The organism is Bradyrhizobium semiaridum (assembly GCF_020329505.1).
Taxonomy (GTDB): Bacteria; Pseudomonadota; Alphaproteobacteria; order Rhizobiales; family Xanthobacteraceae; genus Bradyrhizobium; species Bradyrhizobium semiaridum.
On sequence record NZ_JAGKJJ010000002.1, the window covers coordinates 299882 to 315380 of the forward strand.

Here is a 15499-nt window from a genome sequence, read left to right on the forward strand (position 1 = left end):
GAAGAAGAATGAAGAACGATCCCGTTGACGTCCTGATCATCGGCGCCGGCGCCTCCGGCGCCGCGGTGGCCTGGAGCCTTGCAGACACCAGGATGCATATCCTCTGCCTCGACCAGGGCGGCTGGATGAATCCCGCCGAATATCCGAGCACCGGTCGCGACTGGGAAGCAAAGTTCTATGGCGAGTGGTCGTCCAGCCCGAACGTCCGCAGGCGGCCGGAAGACTATCCGATCAACGACGACAACTCGCCGATCAAGGTGGTGAACTTCAATGCCGTCGGCGGCTCGACCGTGATGTACACCGCGCACTGGCCGCGGCTGCATCCGTCCGACTTCAAGGTGAAGACGCTGGACGGTGTCGCCGACGATTGGCCGATCGATTATGACGCGCTCACCCCGTTCTTCGAGGAGAACGATCGCATGATGGGCACCTCGGGCCTGTCGGGCGATCCAAAGTCGCCGTTGTCGCATCCGCCGATGCCGCCACAGCCGCTCGGCCTGTCCGGGCCGCTGATCGGCAAGGCCATGAACAAGCTCGGCTGGCACTGGTGGCCGTCGGACACCACGGTCGCGACGATGGATTACGAGGGCAGGGCCCGCTGCATCAATCTCGGCCACTGCACGCCGGCCTGCGCGCAGGGCGCCAAGGCCTCGACCGATATCACCTATTGGCCGCACGCGATCCGCGCCGGGGTCGAGCTGAAGACGCATTGCCGGGTGCGCGAGATCCTGACCAATGGCGAGGGCATGGCGACCGGCGTCGTCTATTACGACAAGGACGGCGTCGAGCAGTTTCAGCCGGCCGCGGTCGTGATCATCGCCTGCAACGGCGTCGGCACGCCGCGGCTGCTGCTGAACTCGGTGTCGGGCAAATTTCCGAACGGTCTCGCCAACTCATCAGGCCTGGTCGGCAAGAACCTGATGTTCCATCCCTATGCGCAGATCTACGGCTATGTGAAGGAGCCGACCGATTCCAATCGCGCGCCGCCGACCTGCCTGTGGAGCAAGGAGTGGTACGACACCGACCTCTCGCGCGGCTTCGTCCGCGGCTACGGCGTCCAGTTCGTGCGTGGCGCCGGGCCGGTGTTCGAGGCCGTGGTCAGCGAGCAGAAGGGCATCCTGCCGTGGGGCAAGGATCATCACCGCGTCTTCCGCAAGCTGAACGGGCACCGGCTCGGTTTCTCTGCGATCTGCGAAGACCTTCCCGAGGAGCACAACCGCGTCACGCTCGATCCCGTTCTGAAGGACAGCCACGGCATTCCGGCGCCGAAGATCGACTACACGATCAGCGAGAACAGCAGGAAGATGATGGACCACGCGCTGGCGCGCGGCCGCGAGGTGCTCGAAGCCGCCGGCGCGACCGATCTCTGCGTCAACTCGCCGATCCCGTGGGGCGGCTGGCATCTGCTCGGCACCGCGCGGATGGGCACCGATCCTGAACGCTCCGTGGTCAATGAATGGGGCCGCTCGCACGATGTGAAGAACCTCTTCATCGTCGACGGCAGCATCTTCGTCACCTCTGGTGGCGTCAACCCGACCTCCACCATCCAGGCCCTCGCGCTCTACATCGCCGACCAGATGAAGCAGCGCCTCGCCGATCTGTTCGATTGAGGCCGTCATGTCCGATAACAATCAACTGACCGCAGCCCAGCGGGCCGACCTCCGCACCGTCGCCGCGATGATCGTACCCGAGAGCTCCGAGTACCGGGTGCCGGGCGCCGACGATCCGGTAATCCAGGCCGACATGCTGGCGACGCTCGGCCGCGACACCGCGCTGGTCGCGCAGGCGCTGGATCATCTGGCGAGGCTCGCCGGCAAGCCGCTCGCCGAGCTCGACGAAGCGAAGCGCGATGCGGTGGCGCAGGAGTTTCGCGCCACCGGCGGTGCGGCCGCGGCGACGCTCGTCCGTGTCGTGCTGCAATGCTACTACCGCGACGACCGCGTGCTGCGCTCGCTCGGCTTCGAACTGCGCGCGCCGTTCCCGAAGGGCCATGTGCTGGAGGAGGGCGACTGGTCGCTGCTCGACCCGGTCCGGGCGCGTGGCGGGACGCTGCGGCGGGCCTAACAGGGCAGCAGGCCTGCGCGGGACGTAGCCACTTGCGGCGGCGGGAGCTGGTCACCATCTGTGGGAACCAAAGGATTCTCGCCATGCTGGATTTTACCTCAGATGCCGCCGGTGACAGGCCGTCACCGCGGATGGTTGATGCTGCCCCGGACGACCGGGCTTTGCTGGATGCCTACTCCAACGCCGTGATCGACGTCACCGAACGCGTCGGCCCGGCGGTGGTCCGCGTCGAAACCGGGCCGAAGGTGCGCAATGCGCGCGAGCGCGGCGGGCTCGGCTCGGGCATCGTGATCTCGCCCGATGGCCTCGTGCTGACCAACAGCCACGTGGTTGGCTCGTCGAAGGAGATCCGCCTGCGCGACACCGAAGGCTTCGTCACCGACGCCCATGTGCTCGGGGTCGATCCCGACACCGATCTCGCGTTGCTGCGCGCCGATGGCGCACGTGATCTGCCCTACGCCGCGCTCGGCAATTCCAAGACGCTGCGGCGCGGCCAGCTTGTGGTCGCGATCGGCAATCCGCTCGGCTTCGAATCGACGGTCACCGCCGGCGTCGTCTCGGCGCTCGGACGCTCGATCCGCTCGGTCAGTGGGCGGACCATCGAGGACGTGATCCAAACCGACGCCGCGCTCAACCCGGGCAATTCCGGCGGGCCGCTGGTGGCGTCGAACGCCGAGGTGATCGGGATCAACACCGCGATCATCAGCGGCGCGCAAGGCATCTGCTTTGCGGTCGCCAGCAACACCGCGCAGTTCGTGTTGTCGGAGATCATCCGCCACGGCTATGTCCGCCGCGCCTTCATCGGCGTCGCCGGCCAGACCGCGCCGGTGCCGCGGCGGCACGCCGTGTTGGCCGGTGTCGAGAACAAGATGGGCGCGCTCTTGATGCAGATCGAGCCGGACAGCCCCGCCGCGCGAGCAAGCCTGTTGCCGGGCGACGTCGTCATCAAGCTCGACGGCGTCGAGATCAACGGCGTCGACGACCTGATCCGCGCGCTCGACCACAGCCGGATCGATCGGACGCTGTCGATGGACGTGCTGCGGTTAGGCCGCCTGCGCGCGATCGAGATTCATCCGATCGAGCGGAAGCCCGCGAAGCAGTGAGTGCGGACCTATCGTGAGAAGCGCGTTCCGCGCTCCTCAAAGGTGAGGGGTTGAACAGCGGTGCAACATATCCGGTGTCGTCCCGGCGAAAGCCGGGACCCATAACCACAGGATTGGATTGTTGAAGAAGGTGCGGCCCCAGCATCGCGGATCTTCAGTGGTTATGGGTCCCGGCTTTCGCCGGGACGACACTGAGAATTTGGTGCCGCTAGTGGGCCATAGTCGCTATCGCAACGCCGCCAGCAACTCGTCGGGCTGCTCGACCATCATCATGTGGCCGGCACCCGGCAGCACCACTGTTCGCGCATTCGGCGTCGCGGCGGCCAGCGTCTTGCCGGCCTTCGCCGGTGTCATCATATCGCGCTCGCCGAGGATGAAGGTCGCGGGCACCTTGACCGCGGCTGCGGCGGCGAGCGCATTCTGATAGGCGTTGCAGGCATTGAGGTCGTTGTACAGCACGCCGGGCTTCGCCTCCTGCAGCACCCGCTGGGCGCCCTGGTGCATCCATAGGCCGGGCGCGAGACTGCCGCCGAGCTCGGCCTTGAAGCCGAGCCCCCAGATCGAGACCATGTCGATGGCAGCGGCGTCGTTGGCTTCGGCGGCCTTCAAGAGATCGGGCCCGACCGTCATGGTCGCGGCGGTGCCGATCAGCGCGAGACCGGAGACCTTGTCCGGATGCCGGGCCGAGGTCTCGAGCGCGATCAGCGAGCCCATCGAGTGGCCGATCAGCCGCGCCTTGCTCGCGCCGGCGGCAGCGATCAGATCAGCGGTCCAGTCGGCCATCTCGGCAATCGTCGCCAGCGGCTTGCCGGCGGAGCGGCCGTGGCCGGGCAGGTCCGGCGCCAGCACGGCAAAACCATGATGCGCGAACCAGCGGCTGTGCAGCGCCCAGGTCGAGGAATCGAAGCCGGCGCCATGCAGCATCACCACTGCCGGCAGCGAGGGATCGAACGGCTTGCCGCCGGTGGCGATGAAGGTGTCCGATCCGTTGACGGAAAGCTGCATGTGCCTAAGTCCTTTGCGAGGCGCGCAGCGCCTGGCCGAGATCGTCGATGATATCGTCAGCGGTTTCGATGCCGACCGACAGCCGCACCAGGTCCTCGCCGATGCCGGCGGCCTTGAGCTGTGCGGCATCCATCTGCTGATGCGTGGTGGAGGCCGGATGGATCACCAGCGTTTTGGCATCGCCGACATTGGCGAGATGGCTGATCAGCTTGAGCTGCTCGATGAACTTCTTGCCGGCGGCGCGCCCGCCCTTGATGCCGAAGCTGACGATCGAGCCGGCACCACGCGGCAGCAGTTTTTTCGCGAGCGCGTAGTCGGGATGGGTCTCCAGCGACGGATGCAGCACCCAGTCGACCGCCTTGTTCGCCGTCAAGAAGTCCAACACGGCGCTGGTGTTGCTGACGTGGCGGTCCATGCGGACGCCGAGCGTCTCGATGCCCTGCAACAGCTGGAACGCGTTGGTCGGCGACAGGCAGGCGCCGAAATCGCGCAGGCCCTCGGTGCGCGCGCGCATGATGAACGCGGCCCTGCCGAACTGCTCGTCGAAGACGATGCCGTGATAGCCGGCATAGGGCTCGGTGAGCTGCGGGAATTTGCCCGACGCGCGCCAGTCGAACCGGCCGCCGTCGACGATGACGCCGCCGATCGCGATGCCGTGGCCGCCCATCCACTTGGTCGCCGAGTTCATCGTGATGTCGGCGCCGAGTTCGATCGGCTGGCTAAGATAGGGCGTCGCAAAAGTGTTGTCGATCAGCAGCGGAACCTTCGCGTCGTGCGCGATCTGCGCGACGGCAGGAATGTCCAGCACCTCGAGGCCGGGATTGCCGATGGTCTCGCCGATCACCAGCCGCGTGTTCGGCCTGATCGCGGCGCGGAACTCGTCCAGCGCGCGCGGCTTCACGAAGGTCGTGGTGATGCCGAAGCGCGGCAGCGTATGCGCCAGCAGGTTGATGGTGCCGCCATAGAGCGAGGCGGAGGCGACGGTGTGGTCGCCGGCATTGAGCAGCGTCGCGATGGCAAGGTGCATCGCGGCCATGCCGCTCGCCGTGCAGATCGCGCCGACGCCGCATTCGAGCGCGGCGATGCGCTCTTCGAGCACGGCGGTCGTCGGGTTGGAGATGCGCGTGTAGATGTGCCCGGCGCGCTCCAGGTTGAACAGCGCCGCGGCGTGGTCGGCGTCCTGGAACACGTAGGACGTGGTCTGATAGATCGGCACGGCGCGCGCGCCCGTGGCAGGATCGGGCCGCTGGCCGGCGTGCAGGCTCAGGGTTTCGAAGGCAGGCGGCTTGGGTGCAGGCATGCGAAACTCGTCAGGTCGGTCGATGAAAGGATTGCCGCGTAGGGTTATACGTGAACTGCGGTGCGAACGCGGCCGACATTGCCGAACACGCGCAAATAGCGCTCGACCTCGGACGGGATGCCGGTCGCCTTCTCCGGATTGTCGGAGAGTTTTACGGCCGGGCGGCCGTCGACCGACGTCACCTTGCAGACGATCGAGATCGGGTCGAGCTCGGTCGAGCCGTCGGGCGCGCAGCCGACGAAGTCATTGGTGAGGTTGGTGCCCCAGCCAAAGCTGATGCGGACGCGTCCCCTGAAGTGGTGGTAGGTCTCCTCGATCGAGCCGACATCCATCGCATCGGAGAACACCAAAAGCTTCTCCCGGGGATCGCGGCCCTTCTGCTTCCACCATTTGATGATGTCTTCGCCCGCCGCGATCGGCGGCGCGCTGTCGGGACGAAAGCCGGTCCAGTCGGCCACCCAGTCCGGCGCGTCGCGCAGGAACGGTTTTGTGCCGAACGCGTCGGGCAGCGCGATCAGCAAATTGCCGCCATAGGTGTGGCGCCACTGGTCGAGGATGCGATAGGGCGCCCAGCGCAGCTCCTCATCGGAATTGGCGAGCGCGGCAGCCACCATCGGCAGCTCATGCGCATTGGTGCCGATCGCCTCGAGATCGTTGTCCATCGCCAGGAGCACGTTCGACGTCCCTGTGAAGGACGGGCCGAGGCCTTCCTTCACCGCCTCGACGCACCAGCGCTGCCAGAGAAAACCGTGGCGGCGACGGGTGCCGAAATCGGACAGCCGCAGGCCGTCCAGCTTGCGCAGCCGCTCGACCTTGGCCCACAGTTTTGCTTTGGCGCGGGCGTAGATCACGTCGAGCGCGAAGCGGCCATAGTCCTTGGTCGCCGCGCGCGAGCGCAGCTCGTTGAGGATCGCGAGCGCCGGGATCTCCCACATCGTGGTGTGGGTCCAGGGTCCGTGGAAGTGCAGCTCATACTGGCCGTCGACCTTGTGCAGCTCGTATTCGGGCAGGCGGAAGTTCGAGAGCCAGTTGATGAAGTCAGGCGAGAACATCTGGGTCTTGCCGTAGAACGTGTTGCCGGCGAGCCAGATCAATTCCTTCTTGGAGAAGCGGATGGTGCGGGCGTGATCGAGCTGCGCGCGCAGCTCGCCCTCGTCGATGACCTCGGCGAGCTTGATATGGGTCGAGCGGTTGATCACCGAAAAGGTCGTGCGGGTGTCCGGATAGCATTCCCGGATCATCTGCTGCATCAACAGCTTGTAGAAATCAGTGTCGAGCAGGCTGCGCACGATCGGGTCGAGCCGCCAGCCGTGGTTGTAGGTCCGGGTCGCGATATCTGTCACGGTCATGCGGGAACTCTAGCCTGCCGGACGCCGCGCGCCCAGTGGGTTTCGGGCGGAACATGGCAGGTCATCGCGCTATGGTCTGCCGGATACGGCCGACGGTTGCAGCGACGCCGGTCCATTCAGGCTTGCCCGGGGCAAATTGCCGCCGGAGGAAGCCGACCAGTTCGGCGACCTGGCTGTCGGTCATGCTGTCCTTGAAGGCCGGCATGTAACCGAGATCGGTCACAGCGGGCTTGGCGATGCCGTGCAGGATCACCTGGATCAGATTGTCTGGCACGTCGCTGTGCAGATTGCTGTTCAGCGCCAAAGACGGCCGGCTGCCGAACAACGGCGGGCCGCCGACCTCGTGGCACACCGCGCAGGCGCCCTGATAGGTCCGCGCGCCCGCGGAGGCAGCACCGGTCACGGCGGTGCCGGCTTCGAGCTTGGCGACCAGCGCCTCATGCGCCGGCCGGTCGGCGGGCTCATTGAATGAGGCGAGGTAGACGGCCATCGCGCGGATGTCCTGGTCCGGCAGTGCAGCCAGCTCCTTCACGACCGGCGCCATCGGTCCCGCAGCGACGCCATGGAGGCGGGACTGGCCCGTGCGCAGATAAGCGTAGAGCTCGTTCTCGCTCCAGGGGATCGGCGCCTTCGACAGCGAGGTCAGCGCTGGCGCCTCCCACCCCTCGGCAAAGCCGCCGGCGAGATACGCGCGTTGCTGCTCCGCGCCGAGCGCGTTGCGCGGCGAGTGGCAGGCGCTGCAATGGCCGAGACCCTCGATCAGATAGGCGCCGCGATTCCAGACCTCCGATTTGGACGGATCGGGCCGGAACGTATCGGGCTGATGGAACAGCGCATTCCATCCGGCGAGCAGCGGACGCAGGTTGAACGGGAAGGCGAGCGCGTTCGGCGGCGTCTCGGCGCGCACCGGCGCCTGCGCGATCAGATAGGCGTAGAGCGCCTGCAGGTCGGCGTCGCTTGCCCTGGCAAAATGCGTGTAGGGAAACGCCGGGTAGAGGTGCCGTCCGTCGCGATGGATGCCCTCGCGCATCGCGCGCTCGAACGCAGGATACGACCAGGCGCCGATGCCGGTGGCCACATCGGGCGTGATGTTGGTCGCGTAGATCGTGCCGAACGGTGTCTCGAGCGGGCGGCCGCCGGCATTCAGGACGCCGTTGTCCGCGGTGTGGCAGACGGCGCAGGCGCCGAGGGCCGCAAGCTCCTTGCCGCGTGCGATCGTCGCCGCGGAGAAGACCGAGGCATCGGTCCGGGTGATCGGCGCGATCGCGCGCCAGGGCAGCACCGCCGCGCCGATGCCGATCGCGGCGGCGCAGAGCGCAGCCGCACCAGCGAGGATGCCGCCGCGCTTGACGAACGGGTTCTGCCATTTGTTGCGCTGAACCGGTTGAGGAGGCGGCGCAAGCGCGGCCGCCGGCTGCTCGCCGTGCAACCCCTTGACGATGCGTTCCGGCGTGAACGGCAGCTCGCGGAACCGCACACCGGTCGCGTCATAGATCGCGTTGGCGATCGCGGCGGCGCTCGGCACCGAGGCGGACTCGCCGACGCCGAGCGGCGGCTGGTCCTGCCGCGGCAGCATCAGCACGTCGATCTTGGGCAGCTCGGGGAATTTGATGATGGGGTAGGCGCCCCATTCCCGCGCCGTCACCGCGCCGCGCTCGAAGGAGACTTCCTCCATCAGCGCGCGGCTGGTCGACTGGATGACGTTGCCCTCGATCTGGTGGCGCACGCCCTCCGGATTGATCATCAATCCGGAATCCTGGCCGGCGACGACGCGCGTCACGCTGACGTCGCCGGTCGCCTTGTTGACGGCGACGTCGGCGATCCACGCCGACCACGCCGCACCGTAGCCGGGAAACTTGCTGTGCACGTAGAGCGCATAGGCGAAGCCGCGGCCGCGCACGATGTCGCCTTCCGGCTCGGGTTCCTGTCGCACCGGACGCGGCGTCCAGCCGGCGCGTTCGGCGACCGCGTTGACGAGATCGATCGCGCGCTTGTCCTTCAGATAGCGCAGGCGATATTCGATCGGATCGACCTCGGCCTCGGCGGCGAGCTCGTCGATATAGCATTCATGCGCAAAGGTGTTCGGCAGCGCGGAGACGCCGCGAAGCCACGACGCGCGCACGATCGGCGGCATGTCGTTGGCGACGACGCGCAGGTTCTCGTAGTCGTAGGGCGGGATCGCGGTGCGGTCACCCATCTCGAACACGGCCGGCGTCGGCGCAATGCGTCCGGTGAGCAGCAGCGCCAATGTCGGCGCGCCGTTCGAGGGATAGCGCGTGGAAAAATCGTAACCGGCGACGCTGCCGTCAGCGTTGAGCCCGCCATTGACATCCATCAGCTGTGCGGTGCCCTTCGGCTCCCAGGCATGCTCCTGCTCGCGGGTGAGCTGGACGCGCACGGGACGGCCGACCGCGCGCGACAACAGCAGCGCATCGGCGGAGACGTCGTCGGCGCAGTTGCGGCCGTAGCAGCCGGCCGCTTCCAGCCTGATCAATTCGATCTCGGATTCGGGCCGCTCGATCAGCAGCGCGAGATCGCCGCGCAGGATGTGCGGGTTCTGCGTGCCGGACCAGACGCGGATCGTGGCGCTGTCGTAGTCGGCGACTGCGCAGGACGGACCGATCGAGCCGTGCATCTGGTACGGCCAGACGTAGGTCCGCTGCATCGGTTTTGCGGCCGCGGCAATCGCGGCATCGACATCGCCCTTGTCAATCAGCTGGCGCGGCGTCGAGGGGTTGGCGCGCAGCGCCCGCTCGATGTTCGAGAGATCGGTCAGCGCCGGTCCCGGCTTCCATGTCACCTTGAGCTGCGCCGCCGCCTTGATCGCATTCTCTTCGCGCTCGGCGACGACGCCGACGAAGTCGCCGATCCGCACCACCGCGACGAGGCCGGGGATATCACGCACCGAAGCCTCGTCGACCGCGATCAGGCTGGTGCCGACGAACGGGCCGGCATCGACGCCGGCATAGGGCGGGCGGACGACGCGGCCGTGCAGCATGCCGGGGACACGCACGTCATGGACATAGACCGGTTCGCCGGTCGCCTTCGCCGGCAGGTCGACGCGCGGCACCGATCTGCCGACGATGGAATAGGCGCTGACGTCCTTGACGGGGACATCGTCGGTCAGTTCGAGCCGGATCGTCTCGTCCGCGATCAATTCGCCATAGCTGATGCTGCGGTTGTCATGGCCGCGGATCAGTCCGTCCTCGATGGTGAGGTCCTCGACCGGCAGTTCGAGACGCTCGGCCGCACGTGCGATCAGAAAGTGCCGCGCCTGTGCGGCGGCCTTGCGCAGCGGGACGGCGGTGATCTGGATGGTCTCGCTCGCGATCGTCGCGCCCTGGTTCGGCACCACGGCGGTATCGCCGAGGATCACGACCACACGGGCAAAGGAGACGTCGAGCTCCTCGGCGACGATCTGGCCGAGCGCGGTGCGGATGCCGGTGCCGAGGTCGACATGGCCGTTATAGGCATTGACCGAACCGTCGGCGGTGATGCTGACGAAGGTCTCGAACGCGCCTTCCGCGCCCAGCACCGCGGAGCGGACGACCGACAGCGAGCCGCGCTTGCCTTGCTCCGCATCGGCCATCAATCGCGCGCCTCGAGCGTATGGCCGGCAGCGCGCATCGCGGCGCGGATGATTTCAATGTGCGCGCCGCAGCGGCACAGATTATAGCGCAGCGCTTCCAGCACCTCCTGCTCGGAGGGCGTAGCGTTACGCGCGAGCAGCGCCTTGGTGGTGATGATCATGCCGTTGAGGCAATAGCCGCATTGCGCGGCCTGCTCGCGAATAAAGGCGTCCTGCACGGGATCGGGACACTCGCGCGTGCCGAGTCCTTCGAGCGTCACGATGTCGCGGTTCGCGCAGCCTTCGATCGGGATCACGCAGGATCGCGCGGCGACGCCGTCGATCAGCACCGCGCAGGCGCCGCATTCGCCGAGGCCGCAGCCGTACTTCGGTCCGTTCAATTGGAGATCGTTGCGCAGCACGTAGAGCAATGCGGTGTCGGGAGCGGCGTCGACGTCATGATTCCTGCCGTTCACGGTCAGGCGCATCGCCCTGGTTCTCCCCTCGTGTTTGCGCTGCAATGCGAGCGTCGGATCGCCGGCGAGGATAACGTTTGTATACAAACGTGCAAGCGGCGGCATGCCGCGCTGCAGCGCGTGCCCGCTTTATGAACAGGGCGGCTAGGCAAATGGATTATTATTCGGCAGCAGCAGCTTTTGCTCGCGATGGCCGCTTGACAGGTTTCGGGTCCGCGCGCAGGATCATTCGTACACGAATGATATCGGCGGAGGGATGCGAAGTATGATCGACCGCCGCCTCAAGTCCAGGCTTGGTCACGATGGCTGACACAATGACCGTCGCCGCCGGCGACAAGATCCGCTGCGATGCCTGTCCGGTGATGTGCTACATCAAGCCGGGCGCGGCCGGCGCCTGCGACCGCTACGCCAATCACGATGGCACATTGGTCCGCGTCGATCCGCATGTGGTGCTGGAGCGCACGGTGTCGCACGGCGGCAAGCTGGTGCCGTTCCAGGTGAGTGGCGATTGGGACGGCAAGATCGTGCGCCAGCCCGACATCTTCGTCACCGCGATCGGCGCCGGCACCACCTATCCCGATTACAAGCCGGCACCGTTCATTGTCTCGTCGGAGCTCGACGGCGTCGACATGGTCACCGTGGTGACCGAGGGCATTTTCTCCTATTGCGGCGTCAAGGTGAAGATCGACACCGACCGCTATCTCGGCCCGGAGACCGCGACGGTGCGTGCCGACGGCGAGGCCGTCGGACATGTGACGACCAGCGAATATGGCTCGCAGATGCTGTCGCTCGGCGGCGTGCATCATTTGACCGGCGGCTCGAAGAAGGAAGGCCGCCTCACCTGCGACACGCTGATGGACCTCTCCAACTGCAAGGCGGTGGAGTTGACCATCGACGGCGGCGCCACCGTGATCGTGCAGGCCGGCAAGCCGCCGATCGTCAACAACGTGGCCGAAGAGCGGATGCGGGTCGGCTGCGGCTCGGCGACCATCGGCATGTTCGCAAAGCAGTGGCACGGCAAGGTCGACGAAGTCGTGGTGGTCGACGACCACATCACCGGCGTGCTCAGCGAGCACCAGGCCGGCAAGCTGCTCGACATCGCCGACACCGGCATCAAGATGAAGGGCCGGCGCTCGACACCAGGCCGGTATTTCCAGGTCGCCGAGCCCGGCACCGGCTGGGGCGGCACCAACATCTCCGATCCGCTGTCGATCCTCGGCCCGTTCAACCCGAAGGAGGCGCGGCCGGGGCTGACCATGCTGATGGTCTCGACCACCGGCGAGCATGCCTCCTACTACGTGCTCGATGACGCGCTGCGGCCGATCGAGACCGAGATGCCGGCCGATCTCAGATTCTCGGTCGAGCGCATCCAGGAGAATTGCGAGCCGGCGCTGTGCACGGTGCTGTTCATGGGCGGCGCCGGCGGCTCGCTGCGCGCCGGCGTCACCGACAATCCGGTGCGGCTGACGCGCTCGGTGAAGGACGCGCTGACGCGGGTCACCAGCGGCGGCGCGCCGGTCTATGTCTGGCCGGGCGGCGGCATCACCTTCATGGTCGATGTCACGCAGATGCCGGCCGGCGCGTTCGGCTATGTGCCGACGCCGGCGCTGGTGGCGCCGATCGAGTTCACCATGCGGCTATCCGACTATGCGGCGCTCGGCGGCCACATGGATTACGTCCGGCCGCTGTCGTCTCTGCGCGACAGCGCCGAGGTCCGGCCGATGCCCTATATCCCGGGGCGGCGCGCATGACGCGGCTCCCGCAAATCGCGCTTCTTCCCGACGGCAAGCGGCTGCATTTGCAGGACGGTCCCATTGATCTCATCATCGAGGCGAAGGGCAGGGAGGCCGACATCCGTTTGGCCTACAAGGCTGCGGCGGAACGTTTCACGGGACTGCTCGATGAACTCTGTGCGGAACTGCCCTTGCTGCGCAGTGCGGCCGACCCCCATCATTGTGCGCTGAACGGCGTCGCGGCGCGGCGCATGCACGCGGCGGTCGCACCTTTTGCCGGCGACTGCTTCATCACTCCGATGGCGGCAGTCGCGGGCTCTGTGGCCGAAGAGATCCTCGGCGCGATGCTGCGGGCGGCCACGCTCGATCGCGCCTATGTCAACAATGGCGGCGATATTGCCCTGCATCTGGCTGGCGGCGAGCAGTTCAGCATCGGCCTGATGGACCGGCCGGACCGTCATGGCGTGATGCGCACGACGACCGTCGATGCCGACATGCCGGTTCGGGGGATCGCAACCAGCGGGCGTCACGGCCGCAGTTTTTCGCTCGGGATTGCCGATGCCGTCACCGTGCTGGCGCGTTCTGCGTCGCAGGCGGATGCTGCGGCGACGGTGATCGCCAATGCGGTCGATCTGCCCGGCCATCCCGCGATCGTTCGCATTCCGGCCGACGAATTGCAGCCGGACAGCGATCTCGGCATGCGGCTGGTCACCCGCGACGTCGGTCCGCTGGCGGAACACGAGGTCGAGCAGGCGCTCGACGCCGGCGCGGCGCGGGCGCGCGTGCTTCTGATGTCGGGATTGATCGAGGGCGCGGCATTGCGTCTATTGGGCGAAACGCGGTTGGTCGGTGCAATTGGCAGCGAAGCGCCGGCACCGCACGCGTTTCACGCAAGAACGATAAACAACATGCTGCAGGCATGATCGGGAGCGAGGCCAGATGAGCGCCGTCATTCGCAAGATCGTCACCGTGGTCGAGGAGACCCATCTGGAGATGGGCAAGACCATTGCGCCGCCGACCCGCCGGGCGGCCGCCATCGCCGTGATCGAAAATCCGTTCGCGGGCCGCTATGTCGAGGATCTCTCGCCGCTGATCGCGATTGGCGAGGAACTCGGTGAGTTGCTGTCGAAGCGGGCGGTGGCCGCGCTCGGCATCGACGGTGCCAACGCGCACAGCTATGGCAAGGCCGCCGCGGTCGGCGAGAATGGTGAGCTGGAGCACGCGGCCGCGATCCTGCATCCGAAGATGGGCGCGCCGGTGCGCAAGGTGCTCTCCAAGGGCGCCGCGCTGATTCCGTCGTCGAAGAAGCGCTCGGGCCCCGGCACCACGCTGGACATTCCGCTCGGGCACAAGGATGCGGCCTTCGTGCGGAGCCATTTCGACGGCATGGAGGTGCAGATCAACGACGCGCCGCGGGCCAACGAGATCATGGTCGCGGTTGCCGTGACCGACAGCGGCCGGCCGCTGCCGCGGGTCGGCGGGCTGACGGTGGACGAGATCAAGGGCGAAGACGGATTGCGATAATCTCTTTGAAGACGAACTGGAGGTACGGGATGCGTGGCTATTTCGTAGGGGCGGGTTTGGCGATCGCGGTTGCGGCCATGGCGAGCAGCGCCATGACAACACCGGCCATGGCGCAAAGCGGCGAGATCAAGATCGGCGAGATCAACAGCTATTCGCTGCTGCCGGCGTTCACCGAGCCCTATCGCAAGGGCTGGCAGCTCGCGGTGGAGGAGGTCAACGCGGCCGGCGGCATCGGCGGCAAGAAACTCGTCGTCGTCTCCAAGGATGACGGCGGCAAGCCGGCGGATGCGCAGACCGCGGCGAACGAATTGGTGTCGAGCGAGAAGGTGGCGATGCTGGCGGGCACCTTCCTGTCCAACATCGGCCTTGCCGTCAGCGACTTTGCCAACCAGAAAAAGGTGTTCTTCCTCGCGGCCGAGCCGCTGACCGACGCCATCACCTGGTCGAAGGGCAACCGCTACACCTTCCGTCTGCGCCCGTCGAACTACATGCAGGCGGCGATGCTGGTGGAGGAAGCGGCAAAGCTGCCGGCAAGGCGCTGGGCGACGATCGCGCCGAACTATGAATACGGCCAGTCCGCGGTTGCTGTGTTCAAGAAGCTGATGTCGGAGAAGCGGCCCGACATCCAGTGGGTCGACGAGCAGTGGCCGCCGCAGGGCAAGATCGACGCCGGCCCGGTGGTGCAGGCAGTTGCCGCGGCGAATCCCGAGGCGATCCTCAACGTCACCTTCGGCGCCGATCTCGTGAAGCTCGTGCGCGAGGGCAACACCCGCGGCCTGTTCAAGGATCGCAAGGTGGTGAGCTTTCTGACCGGCGAGCCGGAATATCTCGACCCGCTCAAGGACGAGACGCCGGAGGGCTGGATCGTCACGGGCTATCCCTGGTACGCGATCAAGACGCCGGAGCATGATGCATTCCTGAAGGCCTACCAGGCCAAGTACAACGATTATCCGCGGCTCGGCTCGATCGTCGGCTACCAGACCATCAAGGCGGCGGCGGCGATCCTCGCCAAGGCGAATTCGACCGATCCGGAGAAGCTGATCACCGCGGCCGAGGGCATCTCGATGCCGTCGCCGTTCGGCGAGATCACCTTCCGCAAGATTGATCACCAGTCGACCTTGGGCGCTTTCACCGGCCGGACCGCGCTCAAGGACGGCAAGGGCATCATGGTCGACAGCGCCTATCGCAAGGGTGCGGACTATCTGCCTGGTGACGCCGAGATCGAGAAGATGCGGCCGAAGGATTGATACTTCTCCCTCTCCCCGTTCTTACGGGGAGAGGGTCGGGGTGAGAGGCTCTCTCCACGAGTGCAGCTCGCGGAGAGTCCCCCTCACCCGGATCGCATCTTCGATGCGATCCGACCTCTCCCCGCAAGCG

General features: G+C 66.6%; 12 protein-coding genes. 7 read left to right on the top strand and 5 right to left on the bottom strand.

From position 1 onward, the window contains the following. The first annotated feature begins 8 nt into the window (after positions 1–8). The 3 genes from J6500_RS03785 to J6500_RS03795 all read left to right on the top strand — a co-directional run bounded on the left by J6500_RS03785 (position 9) and on the right by J6500_RS03795 (position 3167). On the top strand, positions 9–1610 hold the full coding sequence (locus J6500_RS03785) for a GMC family oxidoreductase (protein ID WP_225711324.1): 1602 nt from the start codon (positions 9–11) through the stop codon (positions 1608–1610). Positions 1611–1617: 7 nt separating this feature from the next. Continuing rightward, positions 1618–2064 carry a hypothetical protein gene (locus J6500_RS03790; protein WP_225711325.1) on the top strand — a complete coding sequence of 149 codons (447 nt, stop codon included), beginning with the start codon at positions 1618–1620 and terminating at the stop codon, positions 2062–2064. An 83-nt stretch (positions 2065–2147) separates the two neighbouring features. Next, positions 2148–3167: a S1C family serine protease gene (locus J6500_RS03795; protein ID WP_225711326.1), complete on the top strand. Its 1020-nt coding sequence runs from the start codon at positions 2148–2150 to the stop codon at positions 3165–3167. A gap of 225 nt (positions 3168–3392) precedes the next feature. Here the strand turns inward: J6500_RS03795 and J6500_RS03800 are convergent, their stop codons facing one another. The 5 genes from J6500_RS03800 to J6500_RS03820 all read right to left on the bottom strand — a co-directional run bounded on the left by J6500_RS03800 (position 3393) and on the right by J6500_RS03820 (position 10877). Continuing rightward, entirely contained in the window at positions 3393–4172 is a 780-nt protein-coding gene (locus J6500_RS03800) for an alpha/beta fold hydrolase (protein WP_225711327.1), read from the bottom strand. Between the two features lie 4 nt (positions 4173–4176). Then, positions 4177–5472 carry an O-acetylhomoserine aminocarboxypropyltransferase gene (locus J6500_RS03805; protein WP_225711328.1) on the bottom strand — a complete coding sequence of 432 codons (1296 nt, stop codon included), beginning with the start codon at positions 5470–5472 and terminating at the stop codon, positions 4177–4179. A gap of 44 nt (positions 5473–5516) precedes the next feature. Beyond that, complete coding sequence (pncB, locus tag J6500_RS03810) at positions 5517–6821, bottom strand: nicotinate phosphoribosyltransferase (RefSeq protein ID WP_225711329.1); 1305 nt, start codon at positions 6819–6821, stop codon at positions 5517–5519. Positions 6822–6882: 61 nt separating this feature from the next. Beyond that, positions 6883–10410 (bottom strand): molybdopterin cofactor-binding domain-containing protein, encoded by a 3528-nt coding sequence (locus J6500_RS03815; RefSeq protein WP_225711330.1) that lies wholly within the window; start codon positions 10408–10410, stop codon positions 6883–6885. Further along, positions 10410–10877 carry a (2Fe-2S)-binding protein gene (locus J6500_RS03820; protein ID WP_225711331.1) on the bottom strand — a complete coding sequence of 156 codons (468 nt, stop codon included), beginning with the start codon at positions 10875–10877 and terminating at the stop codon, positions 10410–10412. The genes J6500_RS03815 and J6500_RS03820 overlap by 1 nt, the downstream gene beginning before the upstream one ends. 290 nt (positions 10878–11167) lie before the next feature. Between J6500_RS03820 and J6500_RS03825 the strand changes: the two genes are divergently transcribed. From J6500_RS03825 to J6500_RS03840, 4 genes are read left to right on the top strand one after another with little or no spacing between them, the layout of a single operon-like run. Continuing rightward, the gene (locus J6500_RS03825; protein WP_225711332.1) at positions 11168–12616 is read left to right on the top strand and encodes a 6-hydroxynicotinate reductase; all 1449 of its coding nucleotides are present in this window, start codon (positions 11168–11170) and stop codon (positions 12614–12616) included. Further along, positions 12613–13521, top strand: a complete 909-nt coding sequence (locus tag J6500_RS03830) for a UPF0280 family protein (RefSeq protein ID WP_225711333.1) — start codon at positions 12613–12615, stop codon at positions 13519–13521. The genes J6500_RS03825 and J6500_RS03830 overlap by 4 nt, the downstream gene beginning before the upstream one ends. Before the next feature lie 16 nt (positions 13522–13537). Beyond that, positions 13538–14122 carry an amino acid synthesis family protein gene (locus J6500_RS03835; protein WP_225711334.1) on the top strand — a complete coding sequence of 195 codons (585 nt, stop codon included), beginning with the start codon at positions 13538–13540 and terminating at the stop codon, positions 14120–14122. Positions 14123–14151: 29 nt separating this feature from the next. Further along, on the top strand, positions 14152–15369 hold the full coding sequence (locus J6500_RS03840) for an ABC transporter substrate-binding protein (protein WP_225711335.1): 1218 nt from the start codon (positions 14152–14154) through the stop codon (positions 15367–15369). The last annotated feature ends 130 nt before the right edge of the window (positions 15370–15499 follow it).